General features: G+C 41.8%; 19 protein-coding genes and 1 other annotated feature. Of the genes, 7 read left to right on the forward strand and 12 right to left on the reverse strand.

The genetic code is table 11. From position 1 onward, the window contains the following. Positions 1–224 (forward strand): hypothetical protein (locus FE394_RS16355; protein ID WP_319927419.1); only part of this gene is annotated, 224 nt, incomplete at its 5' end. A 60-nt stretch (positions 225–284) separates the two neighbouring features. Here the strand turns inward: FE394_RS16355 and clpB are convergent. The 3 genes from clpB to rluD all read right to left on the reverse strand — a co-directional run bounded on the left by clpB (position 285) and on the right by rluD (position 4,722). After that, on the reverse strand, positions 285–2,879 hold the full coding sequence (gene clpB / locus FE394_RS16360) for an ATP-dependent chaperone ClpB (protein ID WP_319927420.1): 2,595 nt from the start codon (positions 2,877–2,879) through the stop codon (positions 285–287). A 129-nt stretch (positions 2,880–3,008) separates the two neighbouring features. Next, positions 3,009–3,740 (reverse strand): purine nucleoside phosphorylase YfiH, encoded by a 732-nt coding sequence (gene yfiH / locus FE394_RS16365; RefSeq protein ID WP_319927421.1) that lies wholly within the window; start codon positions 3,738–3,740, stop codon positions 3,009–3,011. A 4-nt stretch (positions 3,741–3,744) separates the two neighbouring features. Continuing rightward, positions 3,745–4,722: a 23S rRNA pseudouridine(1911/1915/1917) synthase RluD gene (gene rluD, locus FE394_RS16370; protein WP_319927422.1), complete on the reverse strand. Its 978-nt coding sequence runs from the start codon at positions 4,720–4,722 to the stop codon at positions 3,745–3,747. Between the two features lie 135 nt (positions 4,723–4,857). Between rluD and bamD the strand changes: the two genes are divergently transcribed. From bamD to pheA, 3 genes are all read left to right on the forward strand, one after another. Next, the gene (gene bamD, locus FE394_RS16375; RefSeq protein ID WP_319927437.1) at positions 4,858–5,589 is read left to right on the forward strand and encodes an outer membrane protein assembly factor BamD; all 732 of its coding nucleotides are present in this window, start codon (positions 4,858–4,860) and stop codon (positions 5,587–5,589) included. Between the two features lie 444 nt (positions 5,590–6,033). Continuing rightward, positions 6,034–6,366, forward strand: coding sequence for a ribosome-associated translation inhibitor RaiA (gene raiA, locus FE394_RS16380; protein WP_319927423.1), 333 nt, complete (start codon positions 6,034–6,036; stop codon positions 6,364–6,366). Between the two features lie 240 nt (positions 6,367–6,606). After that, positions 6,607–6,727: a sequence feature (Phe leader region), on the forward strand. A gap of 68 nt (positions 6,728–6,795) precedes the next feature. Then, positions 6,796–7,950, forward strand: a complete 1,155-nt coding sequence (pheA, locus tag FE394_RS16385) for a bifunctional chorismate mutase/prephenate dehydratase (protein WP_319927424.1) — start codon at positions 6,796–6,798, stop codon at positions 7,948–7,950. Between the two features lie 61 nt (positions 7,951–8,011). Here the strand turns inward: pheA and tyrA are convergent, their stop codons facing one another. Together tyrA and FE394_RS16395 are read right to left on the reverse strand one after the other, a co-directional pair. Next, positions 8,012–9,130, reverse strand: a complete 1,119-nt coding sequence (gene tyrA / locus FE394_RS16390) for a bifunctional chorismate mutase/prephenate dehydrogenase (protein WP_319927425.1) — start codon at positions 9,128–9,130, stop codon at positions 8,012–8,014. A 5-nt stretch (positions 9,131–9,135) separates the two neighbouring features. Continuing rightward, complete coding sequence (locus tag FE394_RS16395) at positions 9,136–10,230, reverse strand: 3-deoxy-7-phosphoheptulonate synthase (RefSeq protein ID WP_319927426.1); 1,095 nt, start codon at positions 10,228–10,230, stop codon at positions 9,136–9,138. Positions 10,231–10,730: 500 nt separating this feature from the next. Between FE394_RS16395 and FE394_RS16400 the strand changes: the two genes are divergently transcribed. After that, on the forward strand, positions 10,731–12,074 hold the full coding sequence (locus FE394_RS16400; protein WP_319927427.1) for an anaerobic C4-dicarboxylate transporter: 1,344 nt from the start codon (positions 10,731–10,733) through the stop codon (positions 12,072–12,074). A gap of 91 nt (positions 12,075–12,165) precedes the next feature. On the opposite strand, the gene rplS is transcribed toward FE394_RS16400, so the two are convergent. From rplS to ffh, 5 genes are all read right to left on the reverse strand, one after another. Then, complete coding sequence (gene rplS / locus FE394_RS16405) at positions 12,166–12,519, reverse strand: 50S ribosomal protein L19 (RefSeq protein WP_319927428.1); 354 nt, start codon at positions 12,517–12,519, stop codon at positions 12,166–12,168. Between the two features lie 64 nt (positions 12,520–12,583). After that, entirely contained in the window at positions 12,584–13,336 is a 753-nt protein-coding gene (gene trmD / locus FE394_RS16410; protein WP_319927429.1) for a tRNA (guanosine(37)-N1)-methyltransferase TrmD, read from the reverse strand. A gap of 37 nt (positions 13,337–13,373) precedes the next feature. Next, positions 13,374–13,922, reverse strand: coding sequence for a ribosome maturation factor RimM (rimM, locus tag FE394_RS16415; RefSeq protein WP_319927430.1), 549 nt, complete (start codon positions 13,920–13,922; stop codon positions 13,374–13,376). An 18-nt stretch (positions 13,923–13,940) separates the two neighbouring features. Further along, the gene (rpsP, locus tag FE394_RS16420; RefSeq protein WP_319927431.1) at positions 13,941–14,189 is read right to left on the reverse strand and encodes a 30S ribosomal protein S16; all 249 of its coding nucleotides are present in this window, start codon (positions 14,187–14,189) and stop codon (positions 13,941–13,943) included. Positions 14,190–14,326: 137 nt separating this feature from the next. Continuing rightward, the gene (gene ffh / locus FE394_RS16425; RefSeq protein WP_319927432.1) at positions 14,327–15,688 is read right to left on the reverse strand and encodes a signal recognition particle protein; all 1,362 of its coding nucleotides are present in this window, start codon (positions 15,686–15,688) and stop codon (positions 14,327–14,329) included. A 182-nt stretch (positions 15,689–15,870) separates the two neighbouring features. Between ffh and FE394_RS16430 the strand changes: the two genes are divergently transcribed. Both FE394_RS16430 and FE394_RS16435 read left to right on the forward strand, forming a co-directional pair. Then, complete coding sequence (locus FE394_RS16430; protein ID WP_319927433.1) at positions 15,871–16,671, forward strand: cytochrome C assembly family protein; 801 nt, start codon at positions 15,871–15,873, stop codon at positions 16,669–16,671. Positions 16,672–16,725: 54 nt separating this feature from the next. Further along, entirely contained in the window at positions 16,726–18,006 is a 1,281-nt protein-coding gene (locus FE394_RS16435) for an HlyC/CorC family transporter (RefSeq protein WP_319927434.1), read from the forward strand. 187 nt (positions 18,007–18,193) lie between these two features. On the opposite strand, the gene luxS is transcribed toward FE394_RS16435, so the two are convergent. After that, the gene (luxS, locus tag FE394_RS16440; protein ID WP_319927435.1) at positions 18,194–18,709 is read right to left on the reverse strand and encodes an S-ribosylhomocysteine lyase; all 516 of its coding nucleotides are present in this window, start codon (positions 18,707–18,709) and stop codon (positions 18,194–18,196) included. 164 nt (positions 18,710–18,873) lie between these two features. Next, positions 18,874–20,433, reverse strand: coding sequence for a glutamate--cysteine ligase (gshA, locus tag FE394_RS16445; RefSeq protein WP_319927436.1), 1,560 nt, complete (start codon positions 20,431–20,433; stop codon positions 18,874–18,876). Positions 20,434–20,645 lie beyond the last annotated feature (212 nt).

Raw genomic sequence — 20,645 nt, forward strand, 5'->3', positions numbered from 1 at the left:
CGTATCTTACGCTTTCTGCCTCCGGTGTCAAGCGGTTATTATCGCTGTCGGCCGACTTTCCTTCGCGGCTTGCTTCAGCTCAGCGTCGGTCAGTGGTGGCGCATTATAGGGAGTTTTCTGAGACTGGCAATAGTTTTTTGAAAAAAAACGATCAAGCGCTCACTTATCACCCGGATAAACCTAAATTGACGATTTATTCATCCAAAAAAAGGAAAAAGAGGTGATTTTTACACCTCTTTTTATCTTTACAGTATCTTTTTATATGAAAAGGTTTTTGGATAAAGCTATTTTATTGCCTTGCAGCTTTCTTGCTTTGCAACAATGTGATTGTTTTCCAGATCCAAAGTCACTAATTTGCCCGGAATCAATTTGCCAGAGAGAATTTGTTGAGCCAGTGGATTTTCAATCTCTTGCTGAATAGCGCGTTTCAACGGACGAGCACCATATACAGGATCAAAACCAGCCTCACTCAATTTCTCCAATGCTGAAGGTGTCATAGTGACCTGATAACCACGTTCTTCTAAACGATGATATAAACGCTGCAATTGAATATTCGCAATAGATGCCAAATGCTCTTTTCCTAATGGATGGAACACGACTATTTCATCTACGCGGTTAATAAACTCAGGTCTGAAGTGATGACCAACTACTTCCATCACCAAGTCTTTCATTCCCGTATAATCCAGTGAACCAAAACGTTCCTGGATCATATCTGAACCTAAGTTAGAGGTCATAATCACAACTGTATTGCGAAAATCAACCGTTCTCCCCTGACCATCAGTCAGACGACCATCATCCAATACTTGCAACAATATATTGAAAACATCAGGATGTGCTTTTTCTACTTCATCCAGCAAAATGACCGAATAAGGGCGGCGGCGTACTGCTTCTGTCAGATATCCACCTTCTTCATATCCAATATATCCCGGAGGAGCTCCCACCAGCCTTGAAACAGAGTGTTTTTCCATAAATTCCGACATATCAATACGTACCATCGCATCGTCACTGTCGAATAGAAAATTAGCCAAAGCTTTGCACAGTTCTGTTTTACCCACTCCTGTTGGCCCCAAGAACATGAAAGAACCAATTGGACGGTTGGGATCAGATAACCCAGCTCTGCTACGGCGGATTGCATTTGATACAGCATCCACAGCTTCGTTCTGCCCGATCACGCGTTTATGTAATTCTTGCTCCATGCGCAGCAATTTGTCTTTTTCACTTTCCAACATTCTGGATACCGGAATTCCCGTCCAGCGAGCAAGTATTTCAGAGATTTCAGCTTCAGTAACTTTATTGCGCAGCAGTTTCATATGGCGATTTTCAGCTGTTGTCGCCGTTGCCAGACGTTTTTCCAACTCAGGAATCTTCCCATATTGAATTTCAGACATTTTAGCCAAGTCACCACTGCGACGTGCTTTTTCTAATTCAATACGTGTATTCTCTAATTCAGCTTTAATATTCTGAGTACCACTAAGTTCTGCTTTTTCTGCTTTCCACTCTTCTTCTAATTCAGAGTATTCACGTTCTTTTTCTGCCAATTCGTCATTTAGCATTTCTAAACGTTTTTTACTGGCATCATCAGATTCTTTTTTCAGTGCCTGCTGCTCAAGTTTTAATTGAATAACGCGGCGCTCCAGACGATCCAATGTTTCTGGCTTAGAATCCATCTGCATGCGCAGACTTGCCCCAGCTTCATCAATCAGGTCAATAGCTTTGTCTGGTAACATGCGATCAGAGATATAGCGATGGGATAATGTTGCAGCAGCAACAATAGCCGGATCGGTGATCTGTACATGATGATGCAATTCATAGCGCTCTTTCAGTCCACGCAAGATAGCAATAGTGTCTTCAACTGAAGGTTCTGCGACGTAAACTTTCTGGAACCGGCGTTCTAAGGCAGCATCTTTTTCAATGTACTGACGATATTCATCCAGTGTCGTTGCTCCGACACAGTGCAGTTCGCCACGCGCCAAAGCGGGTTTCAGCATATTGCCTGCATCCATTGCGCCTTCGGCTTTACCAGCTCCTACCATAGTGTGCAATTCATCAATAAACAGGATGACAGACCCTTCCTGTTTAGCGAGATCGTTCAAAACGCCTTTCAAACGCTCTTCAAATTCACCACGATATTTCGCACCAGCCAGCAATGCTCCCATGTCAAGGGACAGAACTCGTTTATTTTTCAGTCCTTCCGGAACTTCACTATTAACAATGCGCTGTGCTAAACCTTCAACAATAGCAGTTTTGCCAACCCCAGGTTCACCAATAAGAACAGGGTTGTTTTTAGTTCGACGCTGCAATACCTGAATTGTGCGACGAATTTCTTCGTCACGCCCAATGACGGGATCTAATTTGCCTTGTTCAGCTCGTTCAGTCAGATCAATTGTATATTTCTTTAACGCCTGGCGCTGATCTTCTGCACCTTGATCATCCACTCTTTCGCCACCACGCATTTGTTCTATTGCCTTAGTTATTCTATCTTTGGTTGCACCAACAGCTTTGAGTATGTCACTTAATATTCCGCGTTCTTCTATTGCTGCCAGAACAAAGAGTTCAGAAGAAATAAAGTTATCTCCTGTTTTTTGCGCAAATTTGTCACACAAGTTTAGATAACGACCCAACTCATTCGATACCTGTACATCTCCACCATTGCCCTCTACTTTCGGCAATCGTTCCAGAGATAGGTTGAGTTGGTTATTTAAGCTGCCCGTATCCACGCCTGCTGATGTCAATAAAGGACGGACAGAGCCGCCTTCTTGACTAAGCAGTGCACTCATCAAGTGGATAGGTTCGATGAATTGATTATCACGCCCTAATGCAAGGGATTGGGCGTCAGCGAGAGCAAGCTGGAATTTATTGGTTAGACGATCCAGACGCATAACACCTCCAATACTGGTCAGAATTTGCTACTGGAAAGTAGATAAGGTCATTCCTTAAATATTCAAGGTCTTCAAAAAAGTTAATTGGATACTAACCGCTATGTGCCAAAGATCGTCCTGTTGCACTGGTTATCGAAACCAGATTAAAGTCGCCATTCGCCCAGTGTTCCCATCTCGACGATAGGAGAAAAATTTTTTCTCCTCCGTGGCAGTGCATGCGGTTCCGCCAAAAATGTCAGTTATTCCCACAGACTGCAATTTTAATCTAGCCAGTAAATAGATATTTGCCAGAAATTTATCGCCATAAGGGGTGAAGGCTTGATCCAGGTCTGAATTGACTGCAATGAAGGCTTCCCTGACTTCATTGCCCACCTCAAATTTTTCAGGGCCAATAGCTGGCCCCAACCACGCGCGGATCATTTCTGGTTTTGCACTGAAATGAGACACTGTATTTTCCAGCACTCCTTCGCATAATCCACGCCATCCTGCATGAGCGGCTGCGATTTCATTTCCGGCAACATTACAGAAAAGAACTGGCAGGCAGTCTGCGGTCATAACAGCACAAACCTGCCCGGGGATATTCGTGTAGACGGCATCAGCCTGATTATTTTCCAGTGACTGACCATTAAGTGTAATCACTCGCGTTCCGTGTACTTGTTCCAACCAAGTCGGTTGTTGTGGTAACCGGGCATATTCAACCAACAGTTTTCTATTTCGCGCTACACATTCCGGAGTATCTCCAACATGGTTACCCAGATTTAAACTATCATAAGGAGGCAAACTTACTCCCCCCATACGAGTTGTGCTACAAGCGCCAACATTTTCAGGCTGTGGCCAGTCAGGAAAAATCAGTGATGTCATTTATCTACCAATTCATCTCATCTTTGAAAGTTTCAGCATCCGCTTTCATCACTTCAATCAATTTAACCATATCATCCGGTAATGGCGCACGCCATTCCATCTCAATACCAGTGATCGGATGGTAAAGGCGTAACATGGTGGCATGCAATGCCTGACGATCAAAGTTGCGCATCACTTCGCGAAATTCGTCCGAGGCTCCTTTTAAAGGACGAGGACGTCCACCATACAAAGGATCACCGACTAAGGGATGTTTTATATGTGCCATATGCACACGGATTTGATGCGTCCTACCTGTTTCCAGACGTAAACGCAAACGCGTATGTGCCCGAAAATGTTCCATGACCCGATAATGTGTCACAGCAGGTTTTCCCATCGGATGTACTGCCATATGCGTCCGTTTGGTTGGGTGGCGGGAAATCGGCTCTTCTACCATTCCTCCAGCCGTCATGCATCCCAAAGCAACCGCTTCATACTCACGGGTTATTTCACGCAATTGCAGGGATTCCACCAGACGAGTTTGTGCAGGCACGGTTTTTGCGACAACCATCAGTCCTGTCGTATCTTTATCGAGACGATGGACAATTCCTGCACGAGGTACATCTGCAATTTCAGGATAACGGTACAGCAAGGCATTCAATATGGTTCCATCAGGATTGCCGGCTCCGGGATGGACAACTAAGTCCCGTGGTTTGTTGATTACCAGAATATCGTCATCTTCATAAACAACATTCAGTTCAATATCCTGCGGCTCCCAACGTGCATCTTCTTCAATGAGAGCATCAACGAAAATTTCTTCGCCGCCCAGAACTTTTTCTTTGGGTTTATTAATTAATTTACCATTGACTTGAACTTTATTATCCAAGATCCACTCTTTTATACGTGACCTTGAATAATCAGGGAACAATTCAGCCAAAGCTTGATCTAAACGCTGACCAAGCTGAGATTCAGCGACTATTGCATTAAGTCGGATTTGTTGTGCCATATATGATTTCTATATTTTACGTTGAGTTTTGACGGCGAGGCCGTTTCATTTAAAATAGTGTGCTATTGTAACTCTATCTGCCGGGAGCTTCATGGACAGTCTCCCAGAAAACACTCAGAGGATAATCAACACGTGATGATTCGCATGAAATATCTGGTTGTAGCGACCACATTGAGCCTGGTTTTATCTGGATGCTCCAACAATAAGGACGCTGTTCCCGATATCCCGCCATCTCAAATTTATTCAATCGGGCAAGAAAAGCTGCAAGAAGGTAACTATAAAGCGGCTATCAAGCAATTGGAATCCCTTGATAACCGTTATCCTTTTGGACCGTACTCCCAACAGGTTCAGCTTGATTTGATCTACGCTTACTACAAATCAGCCGAATTTCCATTGGCACTCGCATCTATTGACCGTTTCATGCGTCTGAATCCAACCCATCCTAACATCGATTATGTGCTGTATATGCGTGGGTTAGTATCACAAACACTGGATGATAGCGCCTTACAAGGTTTTTTCGGTATTGATCGCTCCGATCGTGATCCTGAACATGCACGTGCCGCATTTCGTGATTTTAATCAGCTCGTGCGCTACAACCCTGACAGCCAGTATTCATCAGATGCTACCAAGCGTTTAATATTTCTCAAAGAACGTTTAGCTAAATATGAACTTTCAGTTGTGAAATATTACACAAAACGCAGCGCTTATGTGGCAGTTGTCAATCGCGTAGAAAAAATGTTACGCGATTACCCTGATGCTAATGCAACTCGGCAAGCCTTACCTTACATGGAATCTGCCTATAAAGCGTTAGGACTGACATCTGAAGCGGATAAGGCAGCACTGCTTATTGCAGCTAACCCTGAATAAAATACAAACAGGCATTTAAAAACAGCAGCTAAATAGCTGCTGTTTTTTTGATTATTTAGCACTCTGAAGTCCACGTTCTAAACACGGAATTTCCCAAAACCGGATTGAAATTATTTTTGTGAGATTTAAATTTGGATCGCTTTATTATTCTTTTTTAATCAGGAAGCTGAGTGTTTTTTAGTCGTATACTTTTAGTACTTTCATATCAAAAATAATTTAAGTATTGATATTATTAACTTGATTGATAATACCATAACTTACAGATAATGACGCATCGTTCTTCATTTCGCAACAAATATTGTCCGTATATTCCTTGACTGTCACAATTCTGTTACTCCCTCCCAAAATCACTCAACAAAAGTGATTTAGATCATTCTTTTTACACAAAAGAGAGGTATGCTGGAACCATCAAAGACGGAGCAACATTAAGCAAGAGGTAACTATATGTTAGTAAACATTACCAGTAAGCAAATGGAAATTACCCCCGCAATTCGTAGCCATGTAGAAGACCGTCTAAATAAGTTGGGTAAATGGCAAGTCAACCTGATTAATCCACATATCGTACTATCAAAAGAACCGCAAGGATTCTTAGTTGATGCGACTATCGGCACACCAAATGGCACATTGGTTGCTAGTTCAAAACATGAAGATATGTATACTGCCATCAACGAACTGCTGACAAAATTAGAGCGCCAGCTTAATAAAGTACAACATAAGGCAGAAGCCCGTCGCACTGATAACAGTGTTAAAGAGTCCAACCTTAACTCAGAAGTATAATCATACCTCATTCTTGTCTTAACGCGCTCAATTGAGCGCGTTTTTAATCATTATTCCTTTGTTCTAACTATCATTTATTTGCTTCTTCTATCATATTTATGATCTGTTTATGTCCCGCAATAATCAATAAAGCTGTATTTTGGAAAATAGCAAGGATAGAAGTCTGCTGTTGACACTACGCGCCAAATAGGTTAGTTAAAGTACATTATTGAAACCATAAATTAATGCGCTAACAAATTAAATGATCATCAATTTATCTTTCTTATTTTTCTTTTTTACCTTCTCATAAGGAGGTTTTTTCGTTTTAAAGAGAAGTAAGAAAACGAACAAGAACCTCCCTACTGATGGGAGGTTTTTTGTTTTATAAGACATAAACTATACCTACAACACACAAACTATACCCATAATAAGAATGTCAGGAATAATGCTATGGAACGAGATTTAGTTAATTTAAGAGAGAAAATTAGTAATATTGATGCCGATTTATTGGACTTACTCGCTGAACGTCGTCAGTTGGCCGGTGGCATTGCCCAGACAAAGCTGCTAGATCACCGCCCTATCCGAGATAAGAGTCGTGAGCAGGAGTTACTGAATATTTTGATTGCTAAAGGTAAATCCCGTGGACTGGATGGGTTCTACATTACGCGGTTATTTCAGATGATAATTGAAGATTCTGTTCTCACTCAACAGGCGTTGTTACAACAACATCTGAATCAGACCCCTTACGATTCTGCCCGCATTACTTTTCTGGGGCCAAAAGGTTCCTATTCTCATATTGCCGCTCGCCAATTTGCCGCTCGACACTTTAATCAATTGGTTGAATGTAGTTGCCACAAATTCCCAGATATTTTTTCATTGGTTGAGATTGGTCAAGCAGACTACGGCATTTTACCATTGGAGAATACTAGTTCCGGGGCAATCAATGAAGTCTATGATTTACTGCAAAATACGCCTTTGTCGCTTGTTGGGGAAATGATTCTACCAATCAATCATTGCCTGTTGATTTCTGAAGAAACGGATACTTCAAGGATAAAAACTGTCTATAGCCATTCACAACCTTTCCAGCAGTGTAGCCAATATCTCAATCAATACCCTCACTGGAATATTATCTATTGCGAAAGCACAGCCGCTGCTATGCAAAAAGTGGCTGAACTCAACTCGCCAGAAGTTGCTGCATTAGGCAGTGAAGCTGGAGGTGTTTTCTATGGATTACGCGTTTTAGAGAGTAATTTGGCAAACCAACAAGATAATAGTACTCGTTTTATTGTTGTTGCTCGCAAGCCTATTGAGGTATCGGATCAAGTCCCTGCCAAAACGACTGTTATCATGTCCACAGGGCAACAAGCTGGTGCTCTGGTCGATGCACTCATTATTTTGAAGAAACATGATATCGTTATGAGCAAATTGGAATCTCGTCCAATAAATGGTAAACCGTGGGAAGAGATGTTTTATATTGATGTGCAAGCCAACTTGCGCACCATGAAAATGCAACAAGCACTTAAGGAACTGTCTGAAATTACCCGTTTTTTGAAAGTACTGGGATGTTATCCATCAGAAAATGTAATTCCGGTCGATCCCATCTAAAAGAAGAGAAACCGGATGAAAACATCCGGTTTCGATATTCTATGAACATACAAAATATTTGCTATATCCCGCTGTCTTTAGCCTGCTGTAAAAGCGTCCGACTTTCCTTCATAAACCGAGTTGCATCATCTCCGAACCATTTACTGACTTGGTTAAAGCTTTCAATGAAGGCAGTTTTATTCTGATTTTCTAATATTTCCAAAGCCTGCCCAAAACTTTGGTGATAGCGTCGGATCAACTCAATATTATCAGGACTGGACATAATAATATCAGCATATAGCTGGGGATCTTGTGCGAATAACCGCCCCACCATCACAAGTTCCAATCGGTAGATCGGTGAAGACAGAGAGAGCAATTGCTGTAAATTAATATTCTCTTTCGCCAGATGACGTCCATAAGAGAAGGTCGTGAAATGACGCAGCGCCTGAATGAAGCCCATGTTTTTATCATGCTCCTCAGCGCTAATTTGCTGCAATCTTGCTCCCCATATTGTTATCTGTTCCAAAAAGCATTTATATGATTCAGGGTTACGCCCATTACAATAGACAACTACTTGCTTAGCAAAACTACCTACATCTGGCCCAAACATAGGATGCAGACCTAAAACAGGCCCTTTGTGTACTTCAAGCATCGCATTTAGTGGTCTTTGTTTGATGGAAGCAAGATCAACCAGAATGCACTCTTCTCGCAAAGGTGGTAAACGACGGATGACTTTTTCAGTCAGATGAATAGGAACACTGACAATAACCATACCCGCATCTGCTAATAGTTCTGTGTTATTCCAATCGCCGACTTCAAACACTTTGACGTCATAACCTGACAGAGTTAACAAACGGCCGAACAGTTTTCCCATCTTCCCTGAACCACCAACAATGACCACAGGTCCCAAATTTGGACAGAGTTTCTTAAAACCTTTATCGTTTTCTTTGGTATAAGACTCACGCATGATACGGCGCAAAATATCTTCAATCAAATCAGGAGAAACGCCTATATTTTCTGCTTCCTGACGGCGAGCAGCCAACATTTCAGCTTCCCTGTCAGGTGCATAAATCGGCAAACCAAACTGACTCTTAATTTCTCCAACTTGCGCTACTAAATTCATGCGTTTTACCAACAAAGCTAACAACGCTTTATCTACTTCATCGATTTGTTCCCTCAATTGGGATAATTCTGCGGCCATGTTGATTACCCTGCTTTTTCCATCATTACGTTTCTATTTGCCAAACCTGGCGCAATTTGTTGATGTAGCTTTCTTAGTACCAGCTCTGTAGTTTGCCAATTAATACAGGCGTCAGTCACCGAAACCCCATATTTCATCTCATCACGGGGTTGCTCGGAGGACTGATTACCCTCATTAATATGACTCTCCAGCATAATACCAATAATAGACTCATTGCCAGCCGTAATCTGTTCAGCAACAGAGTCCACGACTACACTCTGACGACGAAAATCTTTGTTGGAATTGCCGTGACTACAATCAATCATCAATGATGGTGTTAATCCGGCTTTAATCATTTGACGTTCACAGTCAGCAACATGTTCAGCGCTGTAATTAGGTGCCGCACCACCACGTAAGATTACATGACCATTCGGGTTACCCTGAGTTTGCAACAAACAAACTTGACCAGACTGGTTTATCCCCATAAAGCGATGAGGCATTGCGGCTGCTTTCATAGCATTAATAGCGGTATTCAAATTTCCATCAGTGCCATTTTTAAAACCAACCGATACAGACAATCCCGATGCCATTTCACGATGTGTCTGGGATTCTGTCGTTCTCGCACCAATAGCAGACCAGCTGAATAAATCACCTAAATATTGTGGATTATTGGGATCAAGAGCTTCATTCGCCAGTGGCAATCCCATTTCTACTAAATTTGATAATAGACGACGGGCAATATGCAACCCTGCATCCATATCAAATGAGCCATCCATATAAGGATCACTAATTAACCCCTTCCAACCAACCGTTGTTCGAGGTTTTTCAAAATAGACACGCATAACAATATACAGACAGTCATCTAATTCGGCAGAGAGTGCTTTCAAGCGGCGGGCATAATCAAGAGCAGCATCCACATCATGGATAGAACATGGCCCACATACCACTAATAAACGGGGATCACGATGCTGAATAATATCAGCAATAGTATTACGTGCGTTCGTGATGGCATGCAGATCGTTGCTACTCAATGGATATTTCTGTTTCAGTTCTTCTGGAGTAATAAGAACCTGCTCATCAAGAATATGAACGTTATTGAGTGCGTCTTTTTGCATGATCATTTCTCTACCTGCCTTATTTTTTCTGTTTAGTCTTTTTTTGAGTGTCTGGCAAATAACATACCACGCATCGTAAAGAATACAATCCGATATTGTAAATAATTTATCATTATCGTAAAAATAAGTTTACACTACGAACGAGTGCATATTTGTTTTATGTATATGCAATAATTTATTATGTTTTTAGTTTATATAAAGAATATATAAATAAATTTTTAAGTTAATTTTATGTGAATGAAATTTCACAACTACATCCACAATAGAAATATTTCATTAACTATCTGACATCCATTTCTCATTAGAATAAATTTCTTTTAAAATCATATAATAAAAACAAGATCTCAATCCCATTTTTATATTCAGATTTTAATAATATTAACAGGTGCTTTTAGTGTTTTTATGAAACTATAAAACAACATTTATAAAAAATAGCCGACTTATGCAGATTCAAAGTCTGTATTGGTGGCCTCTGCTTGTTTTTTAATTAATTATTAAGGATAGATATGATAACGCTACAATTTACCATAATAATCATATGCTTATTAATCGGTACGCGTTATGCGGGCATGGGATTGGGACTGATCAGTGGGATTGGGCTTTTTCTACTGACATTTGTTTTTGGCTTGGAACCCGGCAAGCCTCCCGTTGATGTAATGCTCACCATTCTTGCCGTGATCGGGTGTGCATCTGTTTTGCAAACAGCGGGGGGACTCAATGTCATGATGCAATTTGCTGAGCGGCTTCTTCGCTGCCATCCACAGCACATTACCATTTTGGCGCCTTTAACAACCTGGACTCTAACTTTTCTTTGCGGTACAGGTCATGTGGTTTATACCATGTTCCCAATCATTGGTGATATCGCCCTGAAAAAAGGTATTCGTCCTGAACGTCCAATGGCGGTTGCTTCTGTTGCTTCTCAAATGGCAATCACTGCCTCTCCTGTGTCCGTTGCCGTTGTTTCTTTGGTGTCAATTATTGCTGCCAGCCACGGTATTGGCCAAGCTTACGGGATTTTAGAAATTTTGGCAGTTTCAATACCAGCATCACTGACCGGAGTAATACTTGCTGCATTATGGAGTTTGCGTCGGGGGAAAGATCTTGATAAAGACGAAGAGTTCCAAGAAAAAATCAAAGATCCCAAGCAACGTGAGTTTATTTACGGTGGTTCAGAAACGTTGTTGGATCAAGTTTTTCCTAAACAGGCTTATTGGGCAACCTGGATTTTCTTTGCAGCAATTGCAGTTGTAGTTTTATTCGGTGCATGTACAGACCTCCGCCCTGCTTTTGAAGTAAAAGAGACTTTAAAACCTCTTTCCATGAATCTGGTAATCCAGATGATGATGCTCATTGCAGGCTCCATCATGTTGATGGTGTGCAAAGTCAAAACCAATGAAATCGCCAATAGCGCAGTATTCAAAGCAGGCATGGTTGCAATTTTTTCTGTCTTTGGCGTGGCATGGATGAGTGATACCTTCTTCCAGTCACATTTAGGTGAATTAAAACTAGCCTTGGAAGACGTTGTTCAAGCAGAACCATGGACTTATGCTCTCGTTCTGTTCGTAGTATCAAAATTGGTTAATAGTCAGGCCGCTGCCTTAGCGGCTATTGCGCCAATGGGATTACAACTTGGCGTTGATCCCAAGCTTCTGATTGCGTTCTTCCCTGCCGCCTATGGCTATTTTGTCTTGCCAACTTACCCAAGTGATCTGGCTTGTATCGGTTTTGACCGTTCAGGAACAACAAAAATAGGGAAATTCATCATTAACCACAGTTTTATTTTACCGGGGCTGATTGGTGTCAGCGGCGCCTGTACAGTAGGATATATTTTAGTTAATGCTTTTATGTAACCCTGAATTAGATCAGAACTAAAATAAGAACGTAAAAAAGGCCAGCAAATGCTGGCCCTTAACGATAACTTTCGGATGTAGCGAAAGCGTATTATTTCGCGTTCAGACGCTCTTTAATACGAGCCGCCTTACCAGAACGCTCACGCAGGTAGTACAGTTTAGCTCTGCGAACAGCACCACGACGTTTAACGTTGATGCTGTCTACGACTGGGGAATGAGTCTGGAATACACGCTCAACGCCTTCGCCGTTAGAAATCTTACGAACAGTGAATGCAGAGTGCAGACCGCGGTTACGAATCGCAATAACCACGCCCTCGAATGTCTGCAGACGCTTTTTAGAACCTTCAACGACCCATACCTTAACTTCCACGGTATCACCCGGACGGAATGAAGGTATGTCTTGCTTCATCTGTTCTTGTTCAAGTTGTTTAATAATGTTGCTCATAATAACTCTCTTACCCTAGGTAAACTGATATATCAAAGACATTCTTTCACAGGATATCTCTGGATTAATTCGTTGCCTGATCTTGATGTTCCTGTTGGAATTCAGATAGCAACTTCCTTTGCTCGTCAGTCAGAGCTAGGCTTTCTAGAAGTTCGGGCCTTCTTAACCAAGTTCGGCCAAGCGATTGTTTCATTCGCCAGCGATTAATTTCAGCATGGTTTCCTGACAGCAAAACTGGAGGAACTTCCATTCCATCCAACACTTCAGGACGGGTATAATGTGGACAATCCAATAATCCATCAGCGAATGAATCTTCTTCTGCCGATGCCTGATGCCCCAATACACCCGGAATAAACCGAGATATTGAGTCAATCATTGTCATGGCAGGAAGTTCTCCCCCGCTGAGAACGTAATCACCGATAGACCATTCTTCATCTATTTCGGTTTGGATAACACGCTCATCAATACCTTCATAACGACCGCAAACTAGAATTAATTTCTCATTTGTTGCCAGTTCACAAACTCCTTGTTGATCGAGTTTGCGTCCCTGAGGTGAAAGATAAATCACCTTTGCACCAACGCCTGCCGAAGATTTGGCTGCGTGGATGGCTTCCCTTAACGGTTGCACCATCATCAGCATACCTGGACCACCGCCATAAGGGCGATCATCAACAGTACGATGCCGGTCGTAGGTAAAATCCCTTGGACTCCAGCATTCGATACTTAACAGGCCATTCTTTACAGCCCGACCAGTTACCCCGTAATCGGTTATTGCGCGGAACATTTCAGGAAACAGGCTAATAACCCCAATCCACATACTGCGTCCCACTCATTTAAACCGTTTTTACCGGAGATTAAAAACCAGGATCCCAATCTACCTCAATAGTTTTGGTAGCAAGATCGACTTTCTTGATAACCTGCCCATCAAGATACGGAATCAACCGCTCCTTGATACCGAATGCATCTTTCAGGTTTGCTTTTATTACCATCACGTCATTAGAACCTGTTTCCATCATGTCATTGATAGTTCCAAGGTTATAACCAGCAGTGTTAATTACTTGGCAGCCAAAAAGGTCTTTCCAGTAATAATCACCCTCTTCCAGTTTTGGCAATCTGTTAGAATCCACCACTATTTCACAATTAGTGAATAAATTCGCAGCATCCCGATCATCAATATCTTTGATTTTGACGATAATATCTTGATTATGATGTTTCCACGTTTCCAGATCGATGTGTTGCCACTGTCCAGAACGCTGAATAAACCACGGTTGATACTCAAAAATGTCTTCGGCATGTTCGGTGGAAGAAAAAACTCTGAGCCAACCACGAATGCCATACGCTGACCCTAATTTTCCCAATACGATTGGCTCAATAGGGTGCTTTAGGCCAGATTGTTTGCTCATTGTTACCACCGCGACAGATTAAGCTGTTTTCTTAGCGTCTTTGATCAGTGTAGCAACACGATCAGACACAGTTGCACCCAGACCAACCCAATGTTCGATACGGTCCAGATTTAAACGCAGGGCTTCTGCATTTCCTGAAGCGATTGGGTTGAAGAAACCAACACGCTCAATAAAACGACCATCACGCGCATTGCGGCTATCGGTCACGACTACTTGATAAAACGGACGCTTTTTTGCGCCACCACGAGCTAAACGAATTGTTACCATAACATCCTCATTAGTTAGCAAGACAACCAGATTTCATCGAGGAATGAATTCCAGCTGCCCATTTAAAAGCCCGAAAATTTTACTCGCTTTGGCGCAAAAAGCAATCCAAAGAACATTTTCTTTCGTGACTTTGTTGATTATCGACCCATAAATCCTGGTGGCATCATGCCTTTCATGCCTTTCATCATTTTCGCCAGGCCACCTTTCTTCATTTTTTTCATCATACGCTGCATTTCATCAAACTGTTTTAGCAAACGGTTGACGTCCTGCACCTGTGTACCCGACCCCATTGCAATACGGCGTTTGCGGGAACCTTTAATGATTTCTGGTTTTTCACGTTCTTTACGGGTCATGGAATTGATGATGGATTCCATTTTTACCAGAACTTTGTCATCCATTTGAGATTTGACAGCATCAGGGATCTGCGTCATTCCCGGCATTTTACTCAACATGCTGGTCATTCCGCCCATGTTGCGCATTTGTTTGAGTTGATCGAGGAAATCGCTTAAGTCAAAACCATCGCCTTTTTTCAGTTTTGACGCCAGTTTTTCTGCTTGGGTACGATCAACTTTGCTTTCAATTTCTTCAATCAGGGAAAGCATATCCCCCATACCCAAAATGCGCGATGCTATGCGGTCTGGGTAGAATGGTTCCAATGCCTCTGTTTTTTCACCAACCCCAAGGAATTTGATCGGCTTACCTGTGATATGGCGAATGGAAAGCGCGGCACCACCGCGAGCATCACCATCAACTTTGGTCAGAACAATCCCTGTTAATGGTAAGGCTTCATTAAATGCTTTTGCCGTATTTGCCGCATCCTGACCCGTCATTGCATCCACAACAAACAGCGTTTCGACAGGGTTAAGGGCTGCATGAATCGCTTTAATCTCATCCATCATGGCTTCATCGACATGCAGGCGGCCTGCTGTATCGACTAACAACACATCATAGAATTTCAACTTGGCATGCTGGATAGCTTTATTGACTATATCAACGGGCTTTTCCTGCGGGTCTGAAGGGAAGAAATCGATTCCTACAGTTTCCGTCAGTGTTTCTAACTGTTTGATCGCCGCAGGGCGATAAACATCAGCAGAAACGGCCAATACTTTTTTCTTACTTTTTTCTTTCAGCAACTTACCTAATTTGGCAACGCTGGTTGTTTTACCTGCACCTTGCAAACCGGCCATCAGAACAACAGCGGGAGGCTGTGCAGAAAGGTTCAATTCACTGTTAACCTCTCCCATCGCCTTAACCAGTTCATTCTGAACGATTTTGACGAATTCCTGTCCGGGGGTCAGGCTTTTGTTAACTTGATGCCCCACTGCGCTCTCTTTGACACGTGAAATAAAATCACGCACAACAGGCAATGCAACATCCGCTTCGAGCAAAGCCATACGAACTTCGCGCAGCGTATCTTTAATATTATCTTCAGTCAGCCGGCCACGACCGCTGATATTGCGCAGTGTGCGCGATAGTCTGTCAGTTAAATTATCAAACATTGTCTCAGCTCAGATATCTACAAGTGGGTCTACCCGTAAGGCAAATTCTGCAAATTATAACACGATGCTCACATGATCTCTGCAAAGAGATTTCCAAGTATAATTAACAACGGTTGGAGGCTACACCTGCTAGCGGTATACTTAAATTTTAATCTTACACTATTGCGAAAACGATAAACGTTATGCTGGTATTTTCAATTATTGCTTTACTTGCTTATCTCATTAGCCTGACGCTCATCGTGCCAAGCTTACTGCGTCAACAAAGCCAACAAAATAGTTATCAAAAGCTGGCTCTTTTTTTCGCGATTGTGGCGTTAATGAACCATGCTATTGCGTTGAAATATCAAGTATTTCATGTCAGCAGTGGTCAAAATCTTACTTTATTGAATTTAGGCTCGATTGTCAGTTTGCTCATGTGCATCATCATGACAGTTGTAGCTTTTCGCGGTCGAGCATGGTTTTTACTGCCGATTGTTTACAGTTTTTCCATGATAAATTTGATACTGACCAGCATGGTGCCGGGAGAATTTATTACACATCTTGAAAACAGTATCGAGTTATTCATTCACATCGGGCTTGCGCTACTCGGATATTCTACCTTACTCATTGCAGCACTTTATGCATTGCAACTTGGCTGGTTGGATTACCGGCTTAAAAAGAAGAAGCTTTCCTTTACTTCTGGCATCCCCCCGTTAATGACAATTGAGCGAAAAATGTTTCACATTACCCAAGTCGGTGTAATTTTACTAACATTAACGCTATGCACAGGCATCATGTATATGGATGATGTTTTCAGCAAAGAGAATATTCATAAATCCGTTTTATCTATCATTGCATGGTTTGTCTACGTTATTTTGCTTTGGGGACATTATCATGAAGGGTGGCGCGGCAAACGCATTATTTGGTTCAATCTGATTGGCGCGTTTATTTTAACACTCGCTTTTTTCGGTAGCAGGCTATTACAGGAAATTATGGTTGATTAAGAGTACAGGGATCACCGTAGCCAGTTTATATAAATATTAGGAAGGAATTCTGCTTTGGAGCACGTTTCAACAGGCACACTTATTATCATTCTTGTCGTCATGGTTATCGTTTCGGCTTACTTTTCTGCCTCCGAAACCAGCATGATGACAATCAACCGCTACCGCTTACGCCATCTGGCTAAAGAAGGAAGCAATCCAGCACGAAGAGTAGAGTCGCTGTTGCGTCATCCAGACAGGCTCATTAGCCTTATACTTATCGGCAACAATCTCGTCAATATTCTGGCGTCTTCTCTTGCCACTATTGTCGGCATGCGCCTTTATGGTGATGCAGGTGTTGCTATTGCGACGGGGATACTGACTTTTGTGATTCTCGTTTTCTCTGAAGTAATGCCGAAAACGATAGCAGCGCTTTATCCTGAGAGAGTCGCATTTCCAAGTAGCTTTTTACTGCGCCCACTAGAGAAAATCATGCTGCCACTGGTTTGGGCATTTAACCGAATCAGTTTATTGCTTATGCGCTGTCTCGGCATCAAGACTTCTAATATTCGCAATGATGCAGTCAGTAAAGATGAGTTGCGTACGATAGTCAATGAATCAAACACCAATCTGTCGCGCCGCAATCAGGAAATGCTGATCTCAATATTAGATCTTGAGAAAGTTACTGTTGGCGACATTATGATACCTCGTAATGAGATTTTCGGTATTGATATCAATAATGATTGGAAATCCGTTATCAGGCAATTAACACATTCTCCACATGGACGAATCGTGCTTTATCGGGATTCACTCGATGATGCGATTGGTATGCTACGGGTACGTGAAGCCTATCGCTTGATGATGGAGAAAAAAGAGTTCACAAAAAGGAATTTGATCAAAGCCGCCGATAAAATCTACTTTATTCCGGTTAGCACTCCACTGAATATCCAACTTATTAATTTCCAGCGTAACAAAGAAAAATCTGGCTTGATCGTTGATGAGTATGGGGACATTCAAGGTCTTATGACTGTCGAAGATATTCTGGAAGAAATTGTGGGCGATTTTACTACATCCATGTCCCCTACTCTGGCTGAGGAAGTTCTTCCTCAAAGTGATGGCACTGTTCTGGTTGATGGTACAGTCAATATTCGTGAGTTAAATAAAGCTTTTGATTGGGCTTTGCCTGAAGATGGGCCTAGAACAATGAATGGCATGATTCTGGAAGAATTGGGCGAAATTCCTGAACTGAACGTTCAAGTGCAAATTAATGAATATAATTTTGAAGTTCTTTCAGTATACGGTAACGTCATCAAACAGGTTCGTGTCACACCGATAAATAAAGCACAGAACAAGACATAAAACTCACTAAATAACTTTATGTCCCAGAAGCGATAAGGCAGTAGTAAGAGTGACAGGGTTAGCAAAAAACAAGCTAACCCTGTTATATTCTAATCATCGTTTAATACACTTTACGGCTAAATATAGAATGGGTTTCGCGATATCATTTTAAGATTCAACCCAACAAATAGACTAAATTACATCTAAACTACACTTGAAGTTCAATAAGTTTTTCTTCAGGCAATGCCAATTCCTCATTCTGATTGACCCGAACGTCTGCATCAAGAATATTCTGAGCAATACCTTGAGCTTCTTTTAGTGAGTGCATTTCATAAGTGCCACACTGATAAATATTCAGTTCTGGGATCTGAGTCTGATCTTTAACTTTCAGTACATCTGCCATCGCAGCTTTCCAAGATTCAGCCACTCTTAGTTCATCTGGTGCGCCGATCAAACTCATATAAAAACCAGTACGGCATCCCATCGGAGAGATATCGATAATCTCGACACCATCACCGTTCAAATGATCACGCATAAAACCCGCGAACAGATGCTCAAGTGTATGAATCCCCCTTTCTGGCATTACTGCTTTATTAGGAACACAAAAACGTAAATCAAATACAGTAATGGTATCACCATGAGGTGTTTTCATCGTTTTAGCTACTCTAACAGCAGGTGCTGCCATGCGAGTATGGTCAACTGTAAAACTATCCAATAAAGGCATAATCCTACCTCCTAAGGTGTCAGATTTTTTTGCGAAAATTTTTCGGATAGATGAAACCTTTTCATTTGCGGCTGGTCATAAGATATGAAGACGCGCAAAATTGTTATCATCCTTATTCTCTAAGATATTTTATTCGGCCACCATTAGGTGGCCATTTTCTTTTTTTAATACCCAGCATGAAGTTTTAGATAGTCCTCAAAGCTCATACTGTCTTGCTGCTCTAGACTATGTTGCCGCGATACAGAAGCATCTCGTTCAACTGAAAAACTCTCATCATTCAGACTTGAATAAGGTTCTTCAACTAATTCCTGATGGTACTTGTTTGCCAGCTCCAGCCCAAATCCAACAATTCCCTGAGCTTTCATCTTACCCAGCACACGAGCGGAATATGTTAATGATGGATCTTCAAACATAGTGACCAGTTCTGTGCAAACAGCCTGATACTGAGTCCCTGAACAAGTATCCAAGACTTCGGCAACCCGCTCTAAGTCCCTGAATAGTTCCTGACCCACAACCTCAAGTGGCTGTTGCTCAATGCCATGACCAATACCAATATTCAGCCCCGGTTTACGCCCTTCTAATATGACTTTATTCCAGTTTTGACGGCAACAATCAAGCTCCTCATTTTCCATCTCAGGAGCGTCAGCCAAAGCACACCATATCAAGAATAGATCAAGAAAACGAATCTGAGTTTCATTAACGCCAATAGGCGAGAAAGGGTTAATATCCAGAGCGCGCACTTCAATGTATTCTATCCCGCCTCGCAACAAGGCATCCGAAGGAGATTCCCCCTCTTCAGCTACACGTTTGGGGCGTATTGGTGCATACAATTCATTTTCAATTTGCAGGACATTGGTATTCAGCTGTAGATACTTATCCCCTTTTTTGATCCCAATTGCCGCAAAATCTACAGATGGTTTATGAATCGCCTTCTTAAGACCTTCTACATATGTATGGAGATTATTAAAGGTGATATTCAAATCACTCTGTGATTTATTGGTATATCCTAGATCGCTCATCCTCAACGAAGTTGCATAAGGTAGATAGCAAGTCCCTTTTTCCGTTTCCTCAAAGGATAATGCGGTATTTCGTCCACGTAAGAATGAGGAACAAATTGCCGGTGATGCGCCGAATAAATAAGGGATCACCCATCCAAAGCGGTAATAATTACGGATCAGGCGAAAATAACCATCCGAAATTTGTTCTTTTCCCGTTTCTGCATCTTTAACGCCTAACAACGCTTGCCAGAAACTGATTGGCAGAGAGAAGTTATAATGTACGCCAGAGATAGTCTGCATCAAAGCACCGTAACGATTTTTTAATCCTTGACGGTACAATGTTTTAAAACGCCCCACATTAGACGTGCCATATTGTGCCAGAGTAATATCATCTTCTCCGTCAATAAAACACGGCATACTCAAAGGCCACATCTTTTCATTGTCCAGATTTCGAGCAGTATAGCGATGCAAATCTTTAAGAAAGTCAACGGTTCTATCTATATTGTCATCTACAGGGGTAATGAATTCTAATAAAGATTCAGCAAAATCAGTTGTAATCCATTTATGCGTTAAAGAAGCACCAAGTGATTCAGGATGCTTCGTCTTAGCTAAATAACCATCTGGAGTAACACGCAATGTTTCACGTTCAATGCCGCGACAAATACCGTCTAAAACACTCGGATTTGCCTCTAACCATGACAATGCTTTTGATACATCCGGGATCAATTTGACCTCCCGTGGAGTTTTAAAAGATTATTACTAAAAGTTTACTTTATATGAAACAAGCCAATTTGTCGCTGATTACATATAAAAGACAGAACGTCATTGATTGAATTATAGACAGGAAATAATAAAGAAAATATTATGGTTAAAAAACGGAAAACGAAAAACCCCTGTCTTTGATAAGACAGGGGTTTAAAATGGTGCATCCAGGAGGA

The sequence above is a fragment of the Xenorhabdus littoralis genome, assembly GCF_033949345.1.
Classification (GTDB): Bacteria; Pseudomonadota; Gammaproteobacteria; order Enterobacterales; family Enterobacteriaceae; genus Xenorhabdus; species Xenorhabdus littoralis.